Genomic DNA, 20,831 nt, shown 5'->3' on the forward strand with positions numbered 1-20,831 from the left:
TATAATTCTGATTAATCAAAATAAAAATCTAGGACTTCCATATGTATCTGCGTTCAGGGGCCGTGCTGGCAGCCCTCTTGATAACAGGTTGCGCCGGCGGGCCGCCCAAGCCCGGCCCCGAGAGCCTGGATCTCGATCCCGGCATGAATGTGCCGGGGGCAACCAGTACGGCGGCCGATCCCCGCGATCCCTTCCAGGGGGCCAACCGGGCGATGTGGGCGGTCAACTACGACGTGCTTGAGCCTTATGTCGCCCGTCCCGTGGTGCATGCCTACGCCAACTATGTACCCGAGCCGGTCAAGGTCGGCATCGAGAACTTTGTGGAAAACTTCAACGAGCCGAGCAGCATGGTCAACCACCTGCTCTCGGGCGATCTGAAGGGGGCGGGCACCAACCTGGGCCGCTTTACCCTCAACACCACTGTAGGTCTGCTGGGTATCTTCGATGTGGCCAAACACGCCGGGCTTGAGCGCGACAAGCTGGAGCTCTCTACCGTGTTCGGGCGCATGAACATTGGCGAAGGGGCCTATGTCATGGTGCCCGTTTATGGCCCCACCACCACCCGCGAGATAGTGGGGGATACCATAGACGTGCTCTACTTCCCCTACGCACTGCTCACCTTCCCGCTCAAGGTGGCCCACTGGGCGCTGGATGGACTGGGCTCCCGTGCCAAGCTGATCGATCAGGAGCGGATCATCGACAACGCACTCGACCCTTACGCCCTGACCAAGGACTTCTATCTGCAGTACAACGAGAACAAGGTCACGGGCAACCAAGGGGCTCCCAAGCAGAATGAAGCCAGTGGCGATGATGCCAATCTGGACGAGTATCTGGATGAAATAGATCAGTAACTGTACATACTTGAACACATGTACAAAAGAGGGCGCCTCCAAGCGCCCTCTGTGTTTTCATCGCTGGATGTCAGACATAAAAAAACACCCTGCAATGCAGGGCGTTTTGGCAAGAGCGGCTATCAGGCAGCTAGATTCTTGGCCACGAATTCCCAGTTGACCAGGGCCCAGAAGGTTTCCATGTATTTCGGGCGCAGGTTGCGGAAATCGATGTAGTAGGCGTGCTCCCACAGGTCGACAGTCAGCAGCGGGGTAGTACCGGCTTCGGTCAGCGGGCAACCTGCGTTGGAGGTGTTGACGATGGCCAGGGAGCCGTCAGCCTTCTTGACCAGCCAAGTCCAGCTGGAACCGAAGTTGCCGATGGCAGACTTGGTGAAGGCATCTTTGAACTCGGCGAAAGAGCCAAAGGATTTGGTGATGGCGTCGGCCAGGGCGCCAGTGGGCTCGCCACCGCCGTTCGGGGAGAGGCAGTGCCAGTAGAAGGTGTGGTTCCAGATCTGGGCTGCGTTATTGAAGATACCGCCGCTGGAGGTCTTGATGATCTCTTCCAGAGACTTGCCTTCAAACTCGGTACCCGGCACCAGGTTGTTCAGGTTGACCACATAGGTGTTGTGGTGCTTGCCGTGGTGGTATTCCAGAGTTTCCTGGGAGATGTGCGGTTCCAGAGCATTGATTGCATAGGGCAGAGCGGGAAGTTCGAATGCCATTTTCTACTCTCCATTGGCTGGACCGTGCGAAAGCGACGGTTGCAAGACATTGCGTGCTCTTTTCTTATTTGAAAAGAGATGTTTATAAAATGATGAGGCAGGATAGCCCAAAGCCAAGGGATTGTAGCAGCATCAAAGATGGGCTAACAACTCCTGATTGGCGCCATGATCGCGATCAATGCAGGCGCAATTCCCTGTGCAATTCATATGCACATTTCCCTTTGTGAGTTTGTGCTCAGGCCAGATTGCAGTAGAATGGCCGCCGAAATCGCTCTAGTGAGGCATCTATGGAAACTATTGAAAAGATTAAGCAGCAGCTGGCTGACAACCCCATCATCATCTACATGAAAGGGTCTCCCAAGCTGCCCAGCTGTGGCTTCTCTGCCCAGGCCTCCCAGGCGCTGATGTCCTGTGGCGAGCCGTTTGCTTATGTCGATATCCTGCAAAACCCGGATATCCGTGCCGAATTGCCGAAATTCGCCAACTGGCCGACCTTCCCCCAGCTGTGGGTCGAAGGCGAGCTGATCGGCGGCTGCGACATCATGATCGAGATGTTCCAGGCCGGCGAGCTGCAGACCCTGATCAAGGAAACTGCCGCCAAGTACAAGAAAGATGACGCGGCCGCCGAATAAGGCTGCTTCAATATCATGAAAAAGGGGAGCCAATGGCTCCCCTTTTTATTGTGGCGGTACTATCAGGCGATCCGCTCGATACGCGCCATATAGAAGCCATCGAAACCGGTGGCGGCGGGGCTCACGGTGTGATCGTCACGAAGCCGGAAGTTGTCGTTGGCTGCGAGGAACTTGTCCACCTGCTGGCGGTTTTCCTGGGGCAGGATAGAGCAGGTCGCGTAGACCAGCAAACCGCCGACCTTCACCATCTGGCTGTAACGCTGCAGGATCTCTTCTTGCAGGGCCACCAGCACCGGCAGGCGCTCGGCGGTGTCGCGCCACTTGGCATCCGGATTGCGCTTGAGTACGCCAAGACCTGAGCAGGGCACGTCGAGCAGCACACGATCTGCGCTCTCTTTCAGGCGCTTGACGGTCTTGCTGCTGGTGATGACCCGGGTCTCCACGTTGTGAGCCCCGGCACGGCGGGCGCGCTGCTTGAGGTTTTCCAGCTTCCACTCTTCCACATCCATCGCCAGCAAGCGGCCCTTGCCGTTCATCATGGCGGCCAGATGCAGGGTCTTGCCACCGGCACCGGCGCAGGCGTCGATGACGCGCATGCCCGGAGTGACCTCCAGGGCGGCAGCCACCAGCTGGGAGCCGGCATCCTGCTGCTCGAACCAGCCATCGGCGAAGGCGTTGGTGCGGAACAGGGCGGCATCCGAGGTGACCTGCAGGGCGCTCTCGACCACTTCTACCAGGACTGTGGTGACATGTTCTTTCGCCAGTGCGGCCTGCAGCTCATCCTTGTTGCACTTGAGGGTGTTGACCCGCAGGTAGCGCTTGGGCATGGCGGTAAGGGCGGCACGCTCGGCAGGCCAGGCTTCGCCCAGTTGCTCGCTGCCGAGTTTTTCCAGCCAGCCAGGGCAACCATCCATCAACACCGGATTCTTCTTGGCTTCGGCCAGACGACGGCGAAACGCCTCTTCGTTGAAGCGATCCAGGGTCGGATGGTTGGGCTGGGCAATCTTGTGGAAGGCGTGCCAGCTGTGCAGCAGCGGCCAGACGTTCTTGGCGGCCTGACGGACCTGAATGCCGGTCAGGGCGCAGTAGAGACTGAGACGACGCAGCAGGTCGCCGGTGACCAGGGCAATCCTTGCCTGTTCTTGCGGTTTGAGATCGATGCCGGAGAAGTGACGGGCATAGGCGCGATCGAGGGTCAGGCCCTGCGCCAGTACATCGTCAACGATGGCAACGACCAGATCCCCGAAACGGGGCAACAGTGGGGATTTGAGCATGAGATTAACCTTGGCCAGATAAGGATGAACCGCCTTCTCGCGAGCGCGGTTCTAAAACGGATAAATCCGCGCAATGATAGGGGTTAGATCAAGTTGGTGCAACTCTCCCCGTTTGGGAAATATACTGGTCGCCAAACTGGTTCAATTGGGCCAGTGACAAAATAAACTAGATTTCAGTTCAGGCAGATGCATTTAAAAGGATTACAAAAGATGCAGTTGATAAGACATTCCTCCCTGGCGCTAATCGTCGCCACCCTGATGACGTCGACCAACCTGGTGGCCAAAGAGTGGGACACGGTGGCGGCACGCGCCACCGCAGCAGATGGCTATGAAGTAAGGGCCAACCAGTTCCGGGTGGTCAAGGTTTCTCTTGATTACATAAGTAGGCTGGCTGCCGGGGAGCGCCAGCTGAAGTTGCCGTTGCCCGACGGGGGAGAGGTGACATTCGTCCTGCAAGCCTACGATCTGTTGCCTGCGGACCTGGCGGCCAAATATCCCGATATCCAGACCTTCAAGGGACACAATCCTGCAGCGCCGCAAGAGACGGGGCGGTTTGACCTTGGCCCGCAAGGTTTCCATGCCATGTTCAGCCATCAGGGCAAGACGGTGTTTGTCGATCCGTTGCGCAATGCAGAAGGCTATGCCGTCTATTACCAGCAGGATGCCTATAGCCGCCTGGATGAAGAGGCTGACAAGGTGATTGGCGGGGAAGCCAGGAGCCTGGTGCGCAAGGTGCAAGTTGAGGGTAACGTGCGCAAGCATTACACCATCGCCATCTCGGCGGCGGGAGAGTATACCCAATACCACGGCGGTACGGTTGCGTCGGGTTTGTCAGCCATCGCAACCCTGCTCAACCGGGTTAACGAGGTGTATCAGCGTGACGTAGGGGCCGAATTTCAGCTCGCCAGTGGCAACGACACCATCATCTATACCGATCCGGCTAGCGATCCCTTCTATAACGGTGAAGATCCTGCCGGCTCGGGTAGAACCGATCTGGATATCAACATTCAGGTGCAGCAAGATGCCCTTGGTCGAGGATTGGGGAGCTTTGATATCGGCCATGTGGTCAACACTGGTGGGGGAGGCCTGGCCAGCCTGGGGTCGCTCTGTACAGTGAACAAGTCGGCGGGCATGACGGGTTCGGACACTCCGGTGGGGGATGCCTTCTTTATCGACTATGTGGCACACGAGATCGGCCACCAGTTTGGCGCCGATCATACCTTCAACGGCACCACCGGCAGTTGTGGTGGCGGGAACCGGGCCGCCAGCCAGGCGTGGGAGCCCGGTAGCGGCAGCTCCATCATGGCCTATGCCGGGATCTGCGGGGAAGAGAATATTCAGGCTCACAGCGATCCCTATTTCCACAGCAAGTCCATCGAACAGATGCGCGCGCACATGGCCACTGTGCCCGGTTGTGGCGCCACGTTGAATCTCACCAACAATGCGCCGCAGGCGGTGGCGGGCGCCGACTACATCATTCCGGCCAATACTCCGTTCATGCTCAAAGGCGCCGGTGCCGATCTGGACAATAACCCTCTCACTTACACCTGGGAGCAGATCGATCTGGGGAACGCGTCCAGTAGTGCGAGCGAAATGATCGACGACGGTACCCGTCCGCTGTTCAGGTTTGTTTCGCCGACCAGCTCGCCGGAGCGGATCCTGCCCAGTCTGGCATCCCTGTTTTCGGGTACTCTGGCCAAGGGCGAAGCCTGGCCAACCACCAACCGGGATCTCAACTTCCGGCTCACAGTGCGTGACGGGCAGGGCGGGGTCGCCAGTGACGACATGAAGGTACAGGTCGTCAACACGGGCGCGGCTTTTCGCATCATCAGTCCGATAGGGACCCCGGTCACCGCGGGGGGCGTGCAAACGGTCAGATGGGAGGTGGCCGGTACGGATCAAGCCCCCATCAGCTGCCGCAAGGTGGATCTGCAACTGACCCGTGATGAGGGGGACAGCTGGGTGAGTCTGGCCAGCGCTCAGCCCAATACGGGTTCGGCCAATGTCACATTGCCGGCCGGTGCCAGTGGTACAGCCCGTTTGAAGGTGGCCTGCAGTGACAACATCTTCTTTGCCATCAGTCCGTTCCGCTTATCCGTGGTACAAGGCGGTGAAAGCTCGGGTGGTAGCAGCGGTGGTGGCGGTGGTGCGCTCGGTTTCTGGACATTGGCGCTGGCCCTGCTGGGCTGGCAGCGGAGGCGCAGATGAGGATCAGCGGCTTGCTGTTATTAACCCTGCTTGGCGGATGTCAGGCCGATGCCGATACGCTGGAGCAGGCGATCAGTGCCAGTCTGGCCAAGCAGGATTATCGACTGATAGTGCGGGCTGGGCGCGGTGAGGTGGCTCCCGGCATTGCGGCCAGTGAGCAGGAGGCGGCCAAGGCGCGCTGTGGCGTGCGTTATCTGGATGGTCTGGGTGATGTTATCAAGCCAGAGCAGAAAGAGGTCCACGCCAAGCTGAGCGCCTATGCGGCCGAGTATAACCGGCGCATGCTGGTCCATTGTCCGCAAGTTCCGGCCGGTCACCAGCAATGACTGGTGGCTGTTGGTTTGTAAAAGGGAGGCTTGTGCCTCCCTTTTGTTTTCCCTGGGGCTAATTGACCTCTCCGAGACTTGTACCCATGGCGTGCTCGTCGCACAATGCCGCATGCATCGCCGCGTTCTGGCGGAAAGTACAGAAGGAAAATCAAGATGATGGATGTGGCTGATCTGCGCCGCGAATATACCCGGGGCGGATTGCACCGGGCCGATCTGCCGGCCGAACCACTGACGTTGTTCGAAAAGTGGCTGGCTCAGGCCTGCGAGGCCAGATTGACGGATCCGACCGCCATGGTGGTGGCTACCGTGGATGCCGACGGCCAGCCCTGGCAGCGTACCGTACTGCTCAAGCACTACGACGCCCAAGAGATGGTGTTCTACACCAACATGGGCAGTCGCAAGGCACATCAGCTGGAGGGTAATCCCCGCATCAGCCTGCTTTTCCCCTGGCATCCCCTGGACAGGCAGGTGCACGTGACTGGTCGGGTGGAGAAGCTTGGCACCCTTGAGGTGATGAAGTATTTCCACAGCCGTCCCAAGGACAGCCAGATAGCCGCCTGGGTCTCCAAGCAGTCGACCCGCATCTCGGCACGCGGCGTGCTGGAAGCCAAGTTTCTCGAGCTCAAGCAAAAATTTGCCAGCGGTGAAGTGCCCCTGCCGAGTTTCTGGGGCGGCTACCGGGTGGTGATCGACACGGTCGAATTCTGGCAGGGGGGCGAGCATCGCCTGCACGATCGTTTCTACTACACCCGCGAGGGGGATGGCTGGCATATCGAGCGTCTGGCACCCTGATTATTCAACCTGGTTTCAACCCCCGTTTCACAAGGAGTGTGTATGCGTCTGTATGGTGATTTGCGATCCGGCAACTGCTACAAGGCATGGCTGCTGGCCCGCTGGCTCGAGTTGCCCCTGACCTGGGTCAATGTGGATATTCAGGCGGGGGATACCCGAACTCCCGAGTTTCTGGCGCTCAACCCCAACGGCAAGATCCCGGTGCTGGCCATCGGTGAGGGGGATGCGCTGGCCGAGTCCAATGCCATTCTCTTTTATCTGGCGCAGGGCTCCGCGCTCTGGCCATCGGACCCTCGCCAGCAGGCGGAAGTGCTCAAGTGGATGTTCTTCGAGCAGTACAGTCACGAGCCCTATATCGCGGTCGCCCGTTTCATCGTCCACTATCTGGGCCGACCGGAATCCCAGGAGGCGCGACTCGATGGCCTCAAGGCTGGCGGTGAGAAGGCACTGGCGGTGATGGAGCGGCAGCTTAAGCAAAGCCCCTATCTGTGCGGCGAGGCGCCGACCATCGCCGATATCGCTCTCTACGCCTACACCCATGTGGCGGAGGAGGGGATTTTCTCTCTGCAGGGGTGGCCGGCCATTCGCGCCTGGATCGACCGTATCGAGTCACACCCCCGCCATCTGAGCCTGCCGGCTGCCTGTCAGGCAGAGTAAGACGAGTCGACCAAACCATCGGGCGCACCCAGGGGGCGCCCGGCATTTCCATCTCATCCCTTTGTGTTGAAGAGCCTGGCCACGGGTCGATCCGAGTTCATTTCCTCTCCCTCGCCAGAGGTATGTTAATCGTTTTCCTGAGTGCACACTCCCATTTCTGGATAAAGGCGCTCAGGCCGCTCGCCACTTGTGTGGAATAATGGCCGCTCCGCTGTACGAGGAGTAACGCTGTATGTTGAGAACCGAGCGCCCTGGCGACATGTTGCCGGTCTATGAGCTGGTGAGCGCCGCCTTTGGCCGTTGCGATGAGGCCGAGCTGGTCAACCGTCTGCGCGAATGCGGCGCCGCCGTGGTGACCATGGTCGAGGAGGAGGAGTACGAGTTCATGGGACACCTGATGCTGAGCCCGATCACCATTGCGGGTGAGGAAGGTCCCTGGCTCGGGCTGGCTCCGGTGGCGGTACATCCCGACTGGCAGGGGCAGGGCATAGGTTCGGATCTGATCCGCGAAGGACTGGATACGGCGCTGGAGATGGACTGGAAGGCGGTGGTGGTGCTCGGTGACCCGGCCTATTACAGCCGCTTCGGGTTTCGTCCGGCCAGCGAGTTCGGCCTGCACTGTATCTACGAGGTGCCCGCCGACTGCTTTATGGCGATGGAGCTGCAACCGGGGGGCCTCGAGGGCGTTGCCGGGGAAGTGCTCTACCACCCCCTGTTTGATGAACTGCCTGATGAAGTGGCGGAAGAACACCGGGAAGCGTGTGAATAGCAAAAAGCCCTCGATGAGGGCTTTTTTCATCTGCATTGATGGGGATCAGGCCATGATGTCGAGCAGGTTGCCCCGCTTGTCGCCCTGACCGACCATCTCTCCCATCTGCTGGCCGAGGGGGCTCTGCCTGAACTGCAGGTAGTCGCCGAGCTGCTGTTGCTGCTGGTGGCGCGCTTCCATCCGGTAGATATCGGCGGCCGTCGGGGTGCTCTGCCCGTCGCTCTCCTGGCCGCTGGCTTGCAGATAGCGATCCACCGCGGCCTTGTCCTGCTGCTGCTCGGTATAGGAGACGGCCAGGGTGCGGCGGGTAGTCTCCTTCTCCTCCTGCTTCGCCACATACTCATCTTTCTTGTCCAGTGCCTTGTCGCGGCCCTGGCTGATCTGCTCCGGGGTCAGCTTGGGATAGGCGTTGTCATAACCGGGCAACGGCATGGGACGAGTGCTGATCTGCATGGGATACCCTCTCTCTTGAACCTGTCTGCTTGAGCAATGACCGCATGATACGAGCTTTTACTTGTGCAAAAAAGCATCATCAGGTGCGCCGTCAAGAGTGGGTTCAGCTTCGAAAGCTGGTTGTGGAGCAGGCAAGAAGTGAAAAGAGCCGCTGGGTCGGCCTGGTTGGCAGCAGATGATGTGAGGTCGGTGGCCACAGAGAGAAAAAAGGCGCCCGAAGGCGCCTTTTGTCACAGCGAGGGATCAGCTGAAGAACCAGTAACCGCGGTTGACCAGACGGGTCAGCAGCTGCAGGAAGCCGGCCTGATCGGCAAGTTCCACCATGTCGGCCTGGGTGACCATGTCCTTGTCGCACAGCAGCGAGATGGCCGCAGCATCCTCGCTCGGCAGGCTCCAGGCTTCGCCGTCGATGTAGCAGGTCTGGCTCTCGCCGCTGAACCAGACAGAGCGCAGCCCCGGCACCTTGATGGCGGGCTCGCCCTGGGTCAGCAGATCGGCCACCTCGTCGGCGCTGTAGTCCGGCTCCACCGGATTGACGTCCAGATCGTGCTTGGCCTCGGAGATCATGGTACCGAACCACTCCTTGAACAGGGTCTCGTCATCGAGGACCTGTTGCATCAGCTCGCGCAGGCGGTGCAGCTCGTGGGGCTGGATTTCGCCGTGGCGGGCGCGGGGCTTGAGGTCAGGATCACCGTAGCGCTCGGTACGCAGGTCGTTGTCGATCAGATGGTCGGCAAAGGAGGAGATAAGCGCCTTGGCGTCCGGTGCACGGAAGCCCACCGAGAAGTTCAGGGAGGGCTCGATGGCGTAGCCCTCGTGGGGGAATCCGGGCGGAATGTAGAGGATGTCGCCCGGCTCCATGATGACGTCGATGATCGCCTCGAACGGCTCGCAGTGCAGCAAGGCTGCGTGGGCGGCGAACTCATTGCGCGGTGTGGCATCGCCGACGCGCCAGTGGCGCTTGCCCTGACCCTGGGTGATGAAGACGTCGTAGTTGTCGATATGGGGACCGACACCGCCATGGGGGGTGGAGAAGCTCACCATCACATCGTCAAAACGCCAGCCCGGGATGAACTGGAACGGCAGTGCCAGCTCGTTGACCTCGGGCGCCCAGTGGTTGCAGGCCTGCACCAGTATGGTCCAGTTCTCCTCACCCAGGTGATCGTAGGATTCGAAGGGGCCGTGGGCTGCCTCCCACTTGTTGTTGAAGCGGGTGACGAGGCGCGATTCAATCACCTCTTCCATGGCCAGACCCGCCAGCTCGTCCGGGCTGATGGGATCCTGAAAGTCGGTGAAGCCGCCCTTGATAAGGAGCGGGCGCTTCTGCCAGTAGTGCTCAAGGAAGTGAGCGATATCCAGATTGAGTTGGTACATGGTGCTTCTCGTATCTTGTGAGAGAGGGCTTGCCCAAGACGGGCTTGGGCAAGACCACTCGGTTGAACATGGCTACGTCGTTGAACATAGTGACGCAGGTCGAAAATAGTGACCCAGATCGAAAATAACAGGGGCCCTGTGGCAGAGCATGCACAGGGCCCCTGTTCATTGGTTATCCGCTTATTTCAGCAGATCGACCAGACGCTGGGCGTCGCCGATATAGTTGGCCGGAGTGAGCTTCTTCAGCTCGACTTTCACGGCTTCCGGCAATTCCAGGGTGTCGATAAAGGTACGCATGCCTTCGGCGTCCACGCGGCGGCCACGGGTCAGCTCTTTGAGCTTCTCATAGGGCTTCTCGATGCCGTAGCGGCGCATCACGGTCTGGATCGGTTCGGCCAGCACTTCCCAGTTGGCGTCCAGATCGGCGGCCATGGCGTCGGCGTTGGCTTCCAGCTTGGAGATCCCCTTCAGGGTCGCCTGATAGGCAATCAGGGAGTAACCCACTGCCACCCCCAGATTGCGCAGCACTGTGCTGTCGGTAAGGTCACGCTGCCAGCGGGAGATGGGCAGTTTGCTCGCCAAGTGCTGGAACACGGCGTTGGCCAGACCCAGATTGCCTTCGGAGTTTTCGAAGTCAATGGGGTTGACCTTGTGCGGCATGGTGGAGGAGCCGATTTCGCCGGCGATAGTGCGCTGCTTGAAGTGGCCCAGGGAGATGTAGCCCCACACATCGCGGTCAAAGTCGATGAGGATAGTGTTGAAGCGCGCCATGGCGTCGAACAGCTCGGCGATGTAGTCGTGCGGCTCGATCTGGGTGGTATAGGGGTTCCAGGTCAGGCCAAGGGAAGTGACGAACTCCTCGGAGAACTGGTGCCAGTCCACATCCGGATAGGCGCTGAGGTGGGCGTTGTAGTTGCCCACGGCGCCGTTGATCTTGCCGAGGATCTCGACCGCCATGATCTGCTTGAGCTGGCGCTCCAGACGGTAGGCGACGTTGGCCATCTCCTTGCCCATGGTGCTCGGGGTGGCCGGCTGACCGTGGGTGCGCGACAGCAGCGGCATGTCGCGATACTCGGCGGCCAGGCGCTTGATCTCGCCGATGAGCTTCTCGCAGTAAGGCTTGATCACCTCTTCCCGGGCGGTTTTCAACATCAGGCCGTGGGAGTTGTTGTTGATGTCTTCGGAGGTGCAGGCGAAGTGGATGAACTCGCTGACGGCAGCGAGCTCGGGGTTCACTTCCACCTTCTCTTTCAGGAAGTACTCCACCGCTTTCACATCATGGTTGGTGGTGCGCTCGATCTGTTTGATGCGCGCGGCGTCGGCTTCGTTGAAGTTGCTGACAATACCGTCGAGCAGGGCACTGGCGGCCGCGCTCAGGGCAGGGACTTCCGGGATCCCGGCGTGGCTGGCCAGTTTCTGCAACCAGCGCACCTCGACTTCGACGCGAAAACGCAGCAGGCCGAATTCGGAGAAGATGGGACGCAGGGCATCGGCCTTGTCGCCATAACGACCGTCAATCGGGGAAACAGCAGTCAGCGCTGACAGCTCCATGTGGTGAACTCCTGATGTGTGTGGGGGATTCGAATCCACTCGCGCGCTTGCAGTGGTTATCAAGGCTGATGTGCGGCTGTTCACCTTGATGTCGACCTCTCTGCCCGGGCGCGAGCGATGATTAGTAACGTTTGGCCAGTTCGACCATCTTCTTGCGGGCGAAGATGATTTGGGTGCGGCTGCCGCCCAGCTGGCGCCACAGCACCACGGCGCGAATACCGGCCAGCAGCAGGGCGCGCACCTTGTGTTGCACCAGCGGCTGTTGCAGGAACAGCGGGGTGCCCGCTACCTGGATGCGCGGCCCGATGGGGCTGATAAGATCGCTGTAGATGCTCGCCATGTTGGCCAGGATCTGCTCGTCGAGCAGATCGAAATGCTGTTGCTGGCGGCCGATCTGGCTGATCCGCTCGCCCAGCATGTTGAGAATGTCCTTGCGCTTGGCCAGCTTGCGTTCCAGCGCAATCAGACTCACCACGTAGCGGGTCAGCTCGGCGTTCTTCTGGCTGCCGTCGGCGCCCAGCTGGTCGACCAGGGCGCGGTAGCCGTCGCGAATGGCCAGGTGATTGCCGAATACGTCCAGCGGCTGCTTGGGATCGGTAACCAGGATGCTTTGCAGGCTCTCGCGCAGGGAGGCCTCGTCGCAGGTACCGTCACGGGCCACCTTCTGTACCAGATAGGCGGCCTGGCAGATGCCGGCGAAGGCCATGGTTCTGTCTTGGAATTTGTCGCTCATAAGTTCACGGCCCTATTTCATTCACTGGCTGATATTGCAGCAGGCCATGATCCGGCCTTGGAATTTGTCGCTCACGTATGCTGCCTTCTATTTGTGCTGTTCAACCGGATGACGGGTTTCGGGGCGCTGGCGCCAGGCTTTGCCCCGAAACGGCAGTCTCATCCCTTAGACCGGATGGCTGAAACGCTGTTCGATAATGCCACCGCCCAGGCACACTTCCCCGTCGTAGAAGACGGCGGATTGGCCCGGGGTGACCGCTGCCTGCTTCTCGTCGAAGATCACCCGGATGGTCTCGTCGTCGATGGGCTGGATCAGGCAGGGGATATCCTGCTGGCGGTAACGGGTCTTGACGGTGCAGCGGCGCGGCTCGCGAATGGGAGTGCGATCCACCCAGTGCAATTGGCTCGCGATGAGGCCGTCGGAGTAGAGACGGGGATGTTCGCCCTGGGCGACCACCAGCACGTTGCGCTCCACTTCTTTGTCCACCACGTACCAGGCCTCTTCGGTGGCATCCTTGCGGCCACCGATGCCGAGCCCCTTGCGCTGGCCCAGGGTGTGATACATCAATCCCTGGTGGGTGCCGATCACCTTGCCATCCACGGTCTCGATGTCACCGGGCTGGGCAGGCAGGAACTTGGCCAGGAAGTCCTTGAACTTGCGCTCGCCGATAAAGCAGATACCGGTGGAGTCCTTCTTCTTGGCAGTAATGAGATCCAGCTGCTCGGCGATGCGGCGCACCTCGGGTTTTTCTAGATCCCCGACCGGGAACAGGCTTTGGCCCACCTGCTTTTCACTCAGGGTGTAGAGGAAGTAGCTCTGATCCTTGTTGGTGTCGAGACCGCGCAGCAGGCGCGGACGGCCGGTGCTGTCGTCACGGCGCACATAGTGGCCGGTGGCGATGTAGGTGGCCCCCAGCTCTTCGGCGGCAAATTCGAGGAACGCCTTGAACTTGATCTCCTTGTTGCACAGGATATCCGGGTTCGGCGTGCGCCCCGCCTTGTACTCTTCCAGGAAGTGCTCGAACACGTTGTCCCAGTACTCGGCGGCGAAGTTGATGGTGTGGAGTTTGATCCCCAGCTTGTCGCAGACGGCCTTGGCATCAGCCAAATCCTGGGCGGCAGAGCAGTACTCGTCCGTGTCGTCTTCTTCCCAGTTCTTCATGAACAAGCCTTCGACCTGATAGCCCTGCTGCTGGAGCAGGTAGGCCGAGACGGAAGAATCCACGCCGCCGGACATGCCGACGATCACCTTGATTTGGCTGTTGTCTGTCATTAGTCGAAGTTACCAGTTCGTTTAAACGGGGCGTATTCTACCAGAGTTTTGCGCCCCCGGTCACATCTCCATGCCGCCGTTCCCATCAGGAACCCGATGGCAGGAAATCGTTTTTCTCTTCATTACCCCACGAGTCGGCAATCGGCGTCAAATGGCCTCAGATAAAGGCCTTGAGCGCAGAGAGGGGCAAGCGGGTGCCCGCCAGATAATCCTGGATGCACTGCCACACCAGGGGGCTGCGCAAAGAGGATTTGCACTCGCCAAGCTCCTCTAGTGTCAACCAGTGGCAGGCCAGCACGTCGCCGTCGGGATCCTCTGGATGGTGCTGCCCCGGGGCTTTTTCAAGGTCGAACACCATGGCGATGCGCACATAGGTGGCCTCGCTGTCCGCCGGCTTGTAGAGATAGGTCCCCAGCCAGGCGGTGGGGCTGGCGATGAGCCCGGTCTCTTCCTTCAGCTCGCGGCAGGCCGCTTCAAGCAGGTTTTCCCCCGGCTCCACATGGCCGGCAGGCTGATTGAAGCGCCGCTGACCCCTTATCTCCTCTTCGACCACCAGAAAACGGCCCTGCCAGTGCACCAGGGCGGCGACGGTGAGGCGGGTGGGCAGCGGTGGATGATCGCTCATAGGGACTCCTTGTCTCGTTGATTCATTCAGGATTGGCCGCCGCGGGCCGGCCGGCGCGCGCTGCCCCGGCCACCGCTGCGGGGCTTGTTGCCGGCAGGGACCGGGTTTGTGGTTTGAGTTTGCCCCCGTGGTTTGCTGCCTGCGGGGCGTGCCGCCCGGGGGCTATGCGGTTGGCCGGTCTGGCCGCTGCGACGGGGCGGTGGGTTAAGGGGAGCCAGTTCCGGCGCCGGCAGGCTGCGGCTCTCGCCGGGCGCCAGATCATCGAGGGTCCAGTCGCCAATGGCGTAGCGGATAAGACGCAAGGTGGGGTGGCCGATATGGGCGGTCATGCGTCGCACCTGGCGGTTGCGCCCCTCGATGATCTTGATCTCGAGCCAGCAGGTGGGGATCTCCTTGCGCTCGCGAATGGGCGGATTGCGTGGCCACACGTCGGGTTCATCCATGATGCGCGCCCCGGCGGGCAGGGTCATGCCGTCGTTAAGCTCCACACCGGCGCGCAGGGCCTTCAGTGCCGCTTCGCTCGGCACTCCTTCCACCTGGACCCAGTAGGTCTTGGGGGTCTTCTCCCCCGGCTGGGTGAGGCGTGCCTGCAGCTTGCCGTCGTTGGTGAGCAGCAAGAGCCCCTCGCTGTCGCGGTCGAGCCGGCCTGCGGCATAGATGCCGGGCTCTTTGATGTAATCCTTGAGGGTTTCCCGCCCGGCCTCGTCGGTGAACTGGCAGAGCACCATGTAGGGCTTGTTCAGCAGCAGTAGCTTGCGATCGGCCGGGGCCACCTGTGGCTTGCGGGGAGCGGAGGAGACTCGGGGCCCCTTGTCACGAGGTGGGCGCGCAGAGAGGGAGAGGCGGGAGCGGGCAGATTTCATCGGATACACACGTCAAACGAACAATGGCAGCGAGTGTATCACAGGGGCTTGTCGGCGAGATGAACGGGGGCGCTTTTCAGCCGAGCAGGCTCTCGATGACGATGGCTTGGCGCGCAGGGGCTGAACTTGCTTTGAGCAGGGCGCTGGCGATGACGTCGTCTAGCATGGCGCGGGCCAGCCGGGTGAGGGGAAGCAGGGTCTCGCGCGGGCTACCGGCGGGGATCGCCAGCAGGATGAGGGTCTGCACCGGCCCTATCCGGGAGCCCCACTCGATGGGGGCCTTGCTGGCCAGCAGGGCCAGCGCGGGCCGGGTCACCCTTGAGCTCAACACATGGGGCATGGCCAGCCCCGGGCGTATGATGGTGGCGGCGATCTGTTCGCGGGCGGTCAGCTCGTCGGCCAGCCCGGCGCTGTCGGTGACCAGCTGCGTAGGCAGCAGATCGATAAGCTGCGAGAGGGCCTGGGCCTTGTCCAGCCCTGTCTGGCAGTGGCCAAGCTGGGCCAGGGTAAAGCAATAGTCGGGCAGGGCGCCGGCCAGGCGCTGCTCGGCCAGGGCGGCGGTTGCCGGGCGCACCAGTGGCTGGCCCAGCTCGCCGCACCAGCAGGTAAAGGCCATGTGGGCCAGCTCGGCGTCGTTCCCCTCTATCTGCAACTGGCAGAGATCCCCGGGCTGGATGGCCAGGGTGAGCAGGGAGAGCTGGTTGCTCACCGTTACGGTTTGGCGGCGGGTGAGATTGGCGCCGCGAATGCAGGATTTGAACATCCCTGCCAGCCGACTCAGTTGCTTGGCCTGGGTGATGCTCATGCCCTGATGGCAGTAGAAGGTGATCTCGCGGGTCAGCATCAGGCCTGCAGCGGCAGCCCCCTGAGCACGGCCTGGGCATTGATCAACACTGTCTCGAGGCGCACCTGATGGGTGCGACAGCCGAGAAAGCGCTCTTTTTGCTCGATCTCGATGTCCGAGGCGATCAGCACCAGTTCGGCGGCGGCGATGTCCCGGGCGGTCAACATGTTCTCCATCCCCATGGCTCCCTGGGTCTCTACCTTGATCTTGAGGCCAAGGGCGGCGGCGGCTTTTTGCAGGGCCTCGGCGGCCATGTAGGTGTGGGCGATGCCGGTGGGACAGGCGGTGACGGCGACGATCTTCATCAGCTCTCTGTTTTGTTGGCAAAAGGGTGCCACAAGATAGCGCCAACTCCGGACCCTTGCCAAAGGTGGGGGCTGAAAATGGGATCTGGAGTGGGACCTGACCTTGTGTCTGTACACCTAGTGTGCAGGGGCGGGGTCATTTGATAATGGCTGAGACTGATAAAAAACCGGCCCGTCAACTGGACGGGCCGGATGGACACAAGAGCGTGTATGGAGTAGGAACTTTGTCCCTTAGGCGGACTGGGTCGCCAGCTCGGCGGCTTTCAGCTCACGCTTGAGGCGGCGGATCTTGCGCTCTTCCGCGATGGCCACACAGGCCATCAGCACCAGACAGGCGGCTGCGGCAATGTCGAGCGCGGCGAAGGTGCCGCTCCAGCCGGTCAGGCCGAAGATGGGGGTACCGTCGGCGATCATGCCCAGACCCAGTTTGGCGAAGCTGTCACCGATGAGGTAGGCGAAGGTACCCTTGACGCCATCGGCCACACTGATCCCCTGCTTGGGTACGAAGCCCACGGCGGCCACGCCGATCAGCAGTTGCGGACCAAACACCAGGAAGCCCAGCAGGAACAGGGAGCCCAGGAACATGAACTGGGTGGTGGCGTGTTGGTAGAGACCCAGGGTGGCGATGATGAGCGCCAGCGCCACGCAGGCCACCAGACCACGGCGACCGTTCGCCAGATCGGAGAGGTAACCCCACATCAGGGTGCCGACCAGGGCGCCCACTTCGAAGAAGGTAAAGCCCTGGATGGCGACGTCCTTAGAGAAGCCGAGCTCCTGGTGGGCATAGACGGTGGACCACTGGTCGATACCGATGCGCACCACGTAGAGGAAGATGTTGGCAAAGCAGAGCAGCCAGATCACCTTGTTCATCAGCACGTACTTGACGAAGATCTGCCACTTGGTCAGCTTCTGCTCTTCGGTGGCAACGTCTTCTTCGCTCGCCGCTTCGTCAAACAGCTCTTCCACCTTGCCAAGGCCGTAGGCTTCCGGCGAGTCGCTACCAAAGCGCAGGCCGATAAAGCCGACGATCAGCGCAATGATGGAGGGGAAGATGAACATGCCGAGCACGTTGCCATCGAACAGGTAGTTGGCGCCGAACAGCGCCACACCGGCCGCACCGGCGCCGCCCACGTTGTGGGAGAGGTTCCACATGCCCAGATAGGTGCCGCGCTTGTTACGGGGGGTCCACTTGGTGATGGTGGAGTAGCTGCAGGAGCCGCCACAGCTCTGGAAGAAGCCGCTCAGGGCGTAGAAGAAGATCATCAGGTAGAGGCTAAAACCCGTGCCACCCATGCTGGCACTGAAGCCCAGCATGCACAGGGCGGAGAGGATCAGCATCAGCGGCAGGAACTGCTTGGTGTTCTTGCCGTCGGCATAGTAGGAGAGGATGGTCTTGCCCACGCCGTAGGTGATGGAGAAGCCGAGGCCGATCATGCCAAGCTCGGTCATGGAGAGACCGTAGGTCTGGATCATGTCGTTCTGCGCAATGTTGAAGTTCTTGCGGATCAGATACATGGTCAGATAGCCGATGAATACAACCAGATAGGATTGCATAAACGGCTTGAACCAGAGTTTGCGCCGGGCTTCGACCGGCAGATCCAGGGTGGGCACCCGGACCTGTTGGAGCAGTTTCAACATCTTCGTTCATCCTCTGCGAGATAGACGCTATTTCCGCCGTGCCTCCCGCCTGTTTATTGGTCGTTGTTCAAGCGTTGGAAGAGGTCACGTCATGAAAAGGGGTGGCAAGCGAGGCGTTCGGCCGTCGCTTTGTCCATATGAACCCGGGCCTGCACGGGAGCTGCGGGGCTTTCGCCACGAGCTGTGCGGGTCACGACATCAGGTGAGCTGACTCTAGTCAGGGGGGAAATAAATGGCTTGAGAGCCATCCCTAGCAGGGGTAGGAAATTTTCCTAGTTTTGTCCGATTTCGCCATCAAGCGTGAAGAGGATCACATTGCGCCAAGGGCAATCGGAGCTGAGCGGGCCGGGATGAGTAGAGGGTGCAACCATTCTTGTTTGAGCCGTTTATCCACTAATGCAAAGAGGCCACCCTGGGGTGGCCTCTTGTTATGACTGACGGTCACTGACGGGGGAGCGCTCAGGCTGCTTTGGCGAGCATGGCCTCGTCGCTCTTCTTCATGCGAAGTTTTTTCAGGGCAACTGCCACCACGCCGGTGACGATGGCGCCGCAGATCATGCAGAGCAGGGCCAAGAGCGGCTTGTTGACCGCACCCAGCAGGGCCACGATCGGGCCACCGTGAGCGACGCTGTTGGTGATGCCAAACAGGAAGGCCATCACGGCGGCGGTCATGCTGCCCAGTACATTGGCCGGAATGACGGCGAGCGGGTCGCGGGCGGCAAACGGGATGGCGCCCTCGGAGATCCCCACCAGACCCATGGCACCGGCGGCCTTGCCCGCTTCGATTTCAGAGGCATCGAAGATGCCGAGCTTGCGACCGAGTACGGTGGCCAGCGACATGCCAAGGGGGGCGACCGGGATGGCGCAGGCCATGGCGCCCATGAACTGGGTCTGTCCGGAGGCGATCATGCCCACCGAGAACAGGAAGGCTACCTTGTTGACCGGGCCACCCATGTCAAAGCCGGCCATGCCACCGAGCACAATCCCCAGCAGTACCAAGCTGCCACCGCTCATGGAGAGCAGCATGGCGTTCAGACCCGTCATCATGTCGGCGATGGGGGCGCCGATGATGAAGATAAAGACGGCGGCGATAAAGAGCGACCCGACGATGGGGGCGATCAGGATCGGCACCAGCGGCTGCACCATCTTGTGGTACTGGCGAGTCGCAATCCAGCGCACCAGATAGCCGACCAGGAGGCCCGCTATGATGGCGCCGATAAAACCGGTGCCGGCGTCGGCGCCGTAGAAGCTGCCGTTGTTGGCGATCCAGCCGCCGATAAATCCCGGCGCCAGCGCCGGACGATCACCGATGGCGTAGGCGATATAGCCCGCCAGGATGGGGATCATCAGGGTAAAGGCGGCCACGCCCACGTTGAGGATCTGGTTCCACATGCTCCCTTCCGGGATCTGCATGCCGCTCGGGGTCGGGTTGCCGCCGATGGCGAGCGACAGGGCAATGAGCAAGCCCCCCGTGACTACAAACGGGATCATATGGGAGACGCCATTCATCAGATAGCGGTAGAGATCCGAACTGCCGCCGGCACTCTTCTCCTCGCTCTTGCGCTCATCCTTGTCCGCAACAAAGGCGGGGGCCTTCAGGGCCTGCTCGATCAGCCCCTTGCCATCCTTGATGGGCGCTTTGACGCCGGTTTTGATAAGCGGCTTGCCATTGAAGCGGGCCATGTCCACCTGCTTGTCGCAGGCCACCACGATGGCGCTGGCGCGGGCGATTTCGTCCGCGGTCGGGCTGTTTTTGACGCCGATGGAGCCGTTGGTCTCCACCTTTACTTCGTAACCGAGTTCACGGGCGGCGCGCTCCAGGGATTCCGCCGCCAGATAGGTGTGGGCGATACCGGCCGGGCAGCCGGTGACGCCGATGATCAACCCCTTGCTGGTGGTCGCAGTGACGGCTTGCTCCTCTTTTTTCTCAAGCAGCAGCGCCAGTGCCTCGGTCGGGGTCCTGGCCGCCAGCAATGCATCGATAAAGCCCTCTTCAATCAGCTTGGCGGAGAGCTCGGCCAGCACCTCGATATGGTGGTTGGCGCCCCCGTCGGGGGAGGCGATCATGAAAAAGAGGTGGGACGGCTTGCCATCCTCGGCGCCGTACTCGATGCCGGCGCGGCTGATGCCGATGGCCACCGCCGGGGTGCTCACCGCCGTGCTCTTGGCGTGGGGCAGGGCCACTCCTTCCTCGAAGCCGGTGTTACCGAGTTCCTCACGTGCCCACAAGTCCTTGATAAAGGCCTGCTGGTTGCTGACCTTGCCTTGCGCCGCCAGCAGGGCGGCCATCTCGTGGAAGACCCCCTCCTTGTGCGTCGCTTTCAAATCGAGATTGATCAGATGTTCATTGATCAGTGTGGTGATCATGGTGCTCTCCCCGCTCCCTTGATGGAGCTGTTGGTATGCCGCCCTTGTGCGGTCGGCATGCAGACAAAACTTGACCTGGCTATTATCGCGCCGGGGAGTCAGTCACCCTATCGGACAAATGTGCGAATAACTGGATTTTTGTGCGGTTATGGCCTGAGTGTGACCCTGATCTCACCGCAGAGCAGCTGACAAAATGGGTCTGAATTGAATCGATGAGTGATTTTTTATTTTTAAAAATCAGCACCTTGAGTTTTATTCTTTCAACGTGCTTTTGTGATGGAGGGGGATGTTATCCGGCCAGGAAACGGTGTGAAACTATAAATTTGTGAGGTGAAAAGAGAGCGTGGGGTGTGAGCTGACGCACATAAATGGCGGTGATAAGGCGCTTGATAAGGGGAGGCCGGCGAGGGGATAGGTGGAGAAATGGGTTGGACCATCAGAGGGGGATAGACCACCTTTGTGGGCATGTGGAGCCATAGGAATGGTGCCCGTAGGGTGCAATAAACGGAGTGAATTGCACCGCTGATATGGTGGCTGGAAGGTAGAGGTGTAATGCGCTGCGCTTATTACACCCTACCGGGTTGATT

20 protein-coding genes are annotated in these 20,831 nt (G+C 60.5%); 7 read left to right on the top strand and 13 right to left on the bottom strand.

From position 1 onward, the window contains the following. Window positions 1-41 precede the first annotated feature (41 nt). On the top strand, window positions 42-851 hold the full coding sequence (locus LA321_RS12515; protein ID WP_042072142.1) for an MlaA family lipoprotein: 810 nt from the start codon (window positions 42-44) through the stop codon (window positions 849-851). Window positions 852-973: 122 nt separating this feature from the next. On the opposite strand, the gene sodB is transcribed toward LA321_RS12515, so the two are convergent. Beyond that, window positions 974-1,558, bottom strand: coding sequence for a superoxide dismutase [Fe] (gene sodB / locus LA321_RS12520; protein WP_026455806.1), 585 nt, complete (start codon window positions 1,556-1,558; stop codon window positions 974-976). Window positions 1,559-1,845: 287 nt separating this feature from the next. Here sodB and LA321_RS12525 point away from each other — a divergent pair, with 287 nt between their 5' ends. Then, the gene (locus tag LA321_RS12525) at window positions 1,846-2,190 is read left to right on the top strand and encodes a Grx4 family monothiol glutaredoxin (protein WP_026455805.1); all 345 of its coding nucleotides are present in this window, start codon (window positions 1,846-1,848) and stop codon (window positions 2,188-2,190) included. A 62-nt stretch (window positions 2,191-2,252) separates the two neighbouring features. On the opposite strand, the gene LA321_RS12530 is transcribed toward LA321_RS12525, so the two are convergent. After that, window positions 2,253-3,464, bottom strand: a complete 1,212-nt coding sequence (locus LA321_RS12530) for an RsmB/NOP family class I SAM-dependent RNA methyltransferase (protein ID WP_042072140.1) — start codon at window positions 3,462-3,464, stop codon at window positions 2,253-2,255. Between the two features lie 210 nt (window positions 3,465-3,674). Here LA321_RS12530 and LA321_RS12535 point away from each other — a divergent pair, with 210 nt between their 5' ends. The 5 genes from LA321_RS12535 (at window position 3,675) to LA321_RS12555 (ending at window position 8,219) form a co-directional block, all read left to right on the top strand. Beyond that, the gene (locus LA321_RS12535) at window positions 3,675-5,672 is read left to right on the top strand and encodes a reprolysin-like metallopeptidase (RefSeq protein WP_042072139.1); all 1,998 of its coding nucleotides are present in this window, start codon (window positions 3,675-3,677) and stop codon (window positions 5,670-5,672) included. Then, entirely contained in the window at window positions 5,669-5,998 is a 330-nt protein-coding gene (locus tag LA321_RS12540) for a hypothetical protein (RefSeq protein WP_042072138.1), read from the top strand. Before LA321_RS12535 ends, LA321_RS12540 begins: the two co-directional genes overlap by 4 nt. Before the next feature lie 156 nt (window positions 5,999-6,154). Continuing rightward, window positions 6,155-6,793, top strand: coding sequence for a pyridoxamine 5'-phosphate oxidase (gene pdxH / locus LA321_RS12545; RefSeq protein WP_042072136.1), 639 nt, complete (start codon window positions 6,155-6,157; stop codon window positions 6,791-6,793). A gap of 42 nt (window positions 6,794-6,835) precedes the next feature. Further along, window positions 6,836-7,450: a glutathione S-transferase family protein gene (locus LA321_RS12550; RefSeq protein ID WP_042072135.1), complete on the top strand. Its 615-nt coding sequence runs from the start codon at window positions 6,836-6,838 to the stop codon at window positions 7,448-7,450. A gap of 232 nt (window positions 7,451-7,682) precedes the next feature. Beyond that, window positions 7,683-8,219, top strand: a complete 537-nt coding sequence (locus LA321_RS12555; RefSeq protein ID WP_042072134.1) for a GNAT family N-acetyltransferase — start codon at window positions 7,683-7,685, stop codon at window positions 8,217-8,219. A gap of 45 nt (window positions 8,220-8,264) precedes the next feature. On the opposite strand, the gene LA321_RS12560 is transcribed toward LA321_RS12555, so the two are convergent. From LA321_RS12560 to LA321_RS12610, 11 genes are all read right to left on the bottom strand, one after another. Then, window positions 8,265-8,672, bottom strand: coding sequence for a hypothetical protein (locus LA321_RS12560; RefSeq protein WP_201940274.1), 408 nt, complete (start codon window positions 8,670-8,672; stop codon window positions 8,265-8,267). A 243-nt stretch (window positions 8,673-8,915) separates the two neighbouring features. After that, the gene (locus LA321_RS12565) at window positions 8,916-10,046 is read right to left on the bottom strand and encodes a ribosomal protein uL16 3-hydroxylase (protein ID WP_042072132.1); all 1,131 of its coding nucleotides are present in this window, start codon (window positions 10,044-10,046) and stop codon (window positions 8,916-8,918) included. Between the two features lie 180 nt (window positions 10,047-10,226). Further along, a complete protein-coding gene (purB, locus tag LA321_RS12570; RefSeq protein WP_042072130.1) occupies window positions 10,227-11,597 on the bottom strand; it encodes an adenylosuccinate lyase in 1,371 nt (456 codons plus the stop codon). A gap of 121 nt (window positions 11,598-11,718) precedes the next feature. Further along, the gene (gene hflD / locus LA321_RS12575; RefSeq protein ID WP_026455796.1) at window positions 11,719-12,330 is read right to left on the bottom strand and encodes a high frequency lysogenization protein HflD; all 612 of its coding nucleotides are present in this window, start codon (window positions 12,328-12,330) and stop codon (window positions 11,719-11,721) included. 165 nt (window positions 12,331-12,495) lie between these two features. Continuing rightward, window positions 12,496-13,602, bottom strand: coding sequence for a tRNA 2-thiouridine(34) synthase MnmA (gene mnmA, locus LA321_RS12580; RefSeq protein ID WP_026455795.1), 1,107 nt, complete (start codon window positions 13,600-13,602; stop codon window positions 12,496-12,498). 157 nt (window positions 13,603-13,759) lie between these two features. After that, complete coding sequence (locus LA321_RS12585; protein WP_042024848.1) at window positions 13,760-14,227, bottom strand: NUDIX hydrolase; 468 nt, start codon at window positions 14,225-14,227, stop codon at window positions 13,760-13,762. A 26-nt stretch (window positions 14,228-14,253) separates the two neighbouring features. Further along, window positions 14,254-15,090, bottom strand: coding sequence for a 23S rRNA pseudouridine(2457) synthase RluE (gene rluE, locus LA321_RS12590; protein WP_042072129.1), 837 nt, complete (start codon window positions 15,088-15,090; stop codon window positions 14,254-14,256). Between the two features lie 76 nt (window positions 15,091-15,166). Continuing rightward, window positions 15,167-15,934, bottom strand: a complete 768-nt coding sequence (locus LA321_RS12595; protein ID WP_042072127.1) for a PTS sugar transporter subunit IIA — start codon at window positions 15,932-15,934, stop codon at window positions 15,167-15,169. Continuing rightward, the gene (locus LA321_RS12600) at window positions 15,934-16,239 is read right to left on the bottom strand and encodes a PTS fructose transporter subunit IIB (RefSeq protein WP_042072126.1); all 306 of its coding nucleotides are present in this window, start codon (window positions 16,237-16,239) and stop codon (window positions 15,934-15,936) included. The genes LA321_RS12595 and LA321_RS12600 overlap by 1 nt, the downstream gene beginning before the upstream one ends. Before the next feature lie 231 nt (window positions 16,240-16,470). After that, window positions 16,471-17,877, bottom strand: coding sequence for a hexose-6-phosphate:phosphate antiporter (gene uhpT, locus LA321_RS12605; RefSeq protein ID WP_042024852.1), 1,407 nt, complete (start codon window positions 17,875-17,877; stop codon window positions 16,471-16,473). 459 nt (window positions 17,878-18,336) lie between these two features. Next, window positions 18,337-20,244, bottom strand: coding sequence for a PTS fructose transporter subunit IIABC (locus LA321_RS12610; protein WP_042072125.1), 1,908 nt, complete (start codon window positions 20,242-20,244; stop codon window positions 18,337-18,339). Window positions 20,245-20,831 lie beyond the last annotated feature (587 nt).

The sequence above is a fragment of the Aeromonas enteropelogenes genome (assembly GCF_020097295.1).
GTDB lineage: Bacteria > Pseudomonadota > Gammaproteobacteria > Enterobacterales > Aeromonadaceae > Aeromonas > Aeromonas enteropelogenes.

Excerpts from the sequence above, each read along its gene's own strand:
- LA321_RS12565 (WP_042072132.1), bottom strand. The coding sequence starts at position 10,046 with ATGTACCAACTCAATCTGGATATCGCTCACTTCCTTGAGCACTACTGG.
- LA321_RS12600 (WP_042072126.1), bottom strand. The coding sequence starts at position 16,239 with ATGAAGATCGTCGCCGTCACCGCCTGTCCCACCGGCATCGCCCACACC.
- uhpT (WP_042024852.1), bottom strand. The coding sequence starts at position 17,877 with ATGTTGAAACTGCTCCAACAGGTCCGGGTGCCCACCCTGGATCTGCCG.
- LA321_RS12610 (WP_042072125.1), bottom strand. The coding sequence starts at position 20,244 with ATGATCACCACACTGATCAATGAACATCTGATCAATCTCGATTTGAAA.
- LA321_RS12535 (WP_042072139.1), top strand. The coding sequence starts at position 3,675 with ATGCAGTTGATAAGACATTCCTCCCTGGCGCTAATCGTCGCCACCCTG.
- LA321_RS12585 (WP_042024848.1), bottom strand. The coding sequence starts at position 14,227 with ATGAGCGATCATCCACCGCTGCCCACCCGCCTCACCGTCGCCGCCCTG.
- hflD (WP_026455796.1), bottom strand. The coding sequence starts at position 12,330 with ATGAGCGACAAATTCCAAGACAGAACCATGGCCTTCGCCGGCATCTGC.
- sodB (WP_026455806.1), bottom strand. The coding sequence starts at position 1,558 with ATGGCATTCGAACTTCCCGCTCTGCCCTATGCAATCAATGCTCTGGAA.
- LA321_RS12595 (WP_042072127.1), bottom strand. The coding sequence starts at position 15,934 with ATGCTGACCCGCGAGATCACCTTCTACTGCCATCAGGGCATGAGCATC.
- LA321_RS12515 (WP_042072142.1), top strand. The coding sequence starts at position 42 with ATGTATCTGCGTTCAGGGGCCGTGCTGGCAGCCCTCTTGATAACAGGT.
- LA321_RS12525 (WP_026455805.1), top strand. The coding sequence starts at position 1,846 with ATGGAAACTATTGAAAAGATTAAGCAGCAGCTGGCTGACAACCCCATC.
- LA321_RS12560 (WP_201940274.1), bottom strand. The coding sequence starts at position 8,672 with ATGCAGATCAGCACTCGTCCCATGCCGTTGCCCGGTTATGACAACGCC.
- LA321_RS12550 (WP_042072135.1), top strand. The coding sequence starts at position 6,836 with ATGCGTCTGTATGGTGATTTGCGATCCGGCAACTGCTACAAGGCATGG.
- LA321_RS12555 (WP_042072134.1), top strand. The coding sequence starts at position 7,683 with ATGTTGAGAACCGAGCGCCCTGGCGACATGTTGCCGGTCTATGAGCTG.
- pdxH (WP_042072136.1), top strand. The coding sequence starts at position 6,155 with ATGATGGATGTGGCTGATCTGCGCCGCGAATATACCCGGGGCGGATTG.
- mnmA (WP_026455795.1), bottom strand. The coding sequence starts at position 13,602 with ATGACAGACAACAGCCAAATCAAGGTGATCGTCGGCATGTCCGGCGGC.
- LA321_RS12540 (WP_042072138.1), top strand. The coding sequence starts at position 5,669 with ATGAGGATCAGCGGCTTGCTGTTATTAACCCTGCTTGGCGGATGTCAG.
- purB (WP_042072130.1), bottom strand. The coding sequence starts at position 11,597 with ATGGAGCTGTCAGCGCTGACTGCTGTTTCCCCGATTGACGGTCGTTAT.
- LA321_RS12530 (WP_042072140.1), bottom strand. The coding sequence starts at position 3,464 with ATGCTCAAATCCCCACTGTTGCCCCGTTTCGGGGATCTGGTCGTTGCC.
- rluE (WP_042072129.1), bottom strand. The coding sequence starts at position 15,090 with ATGAAATCTGCCCGCTCCCGCCTCTCCCTCTCTGCGCGCCCACCTCGT.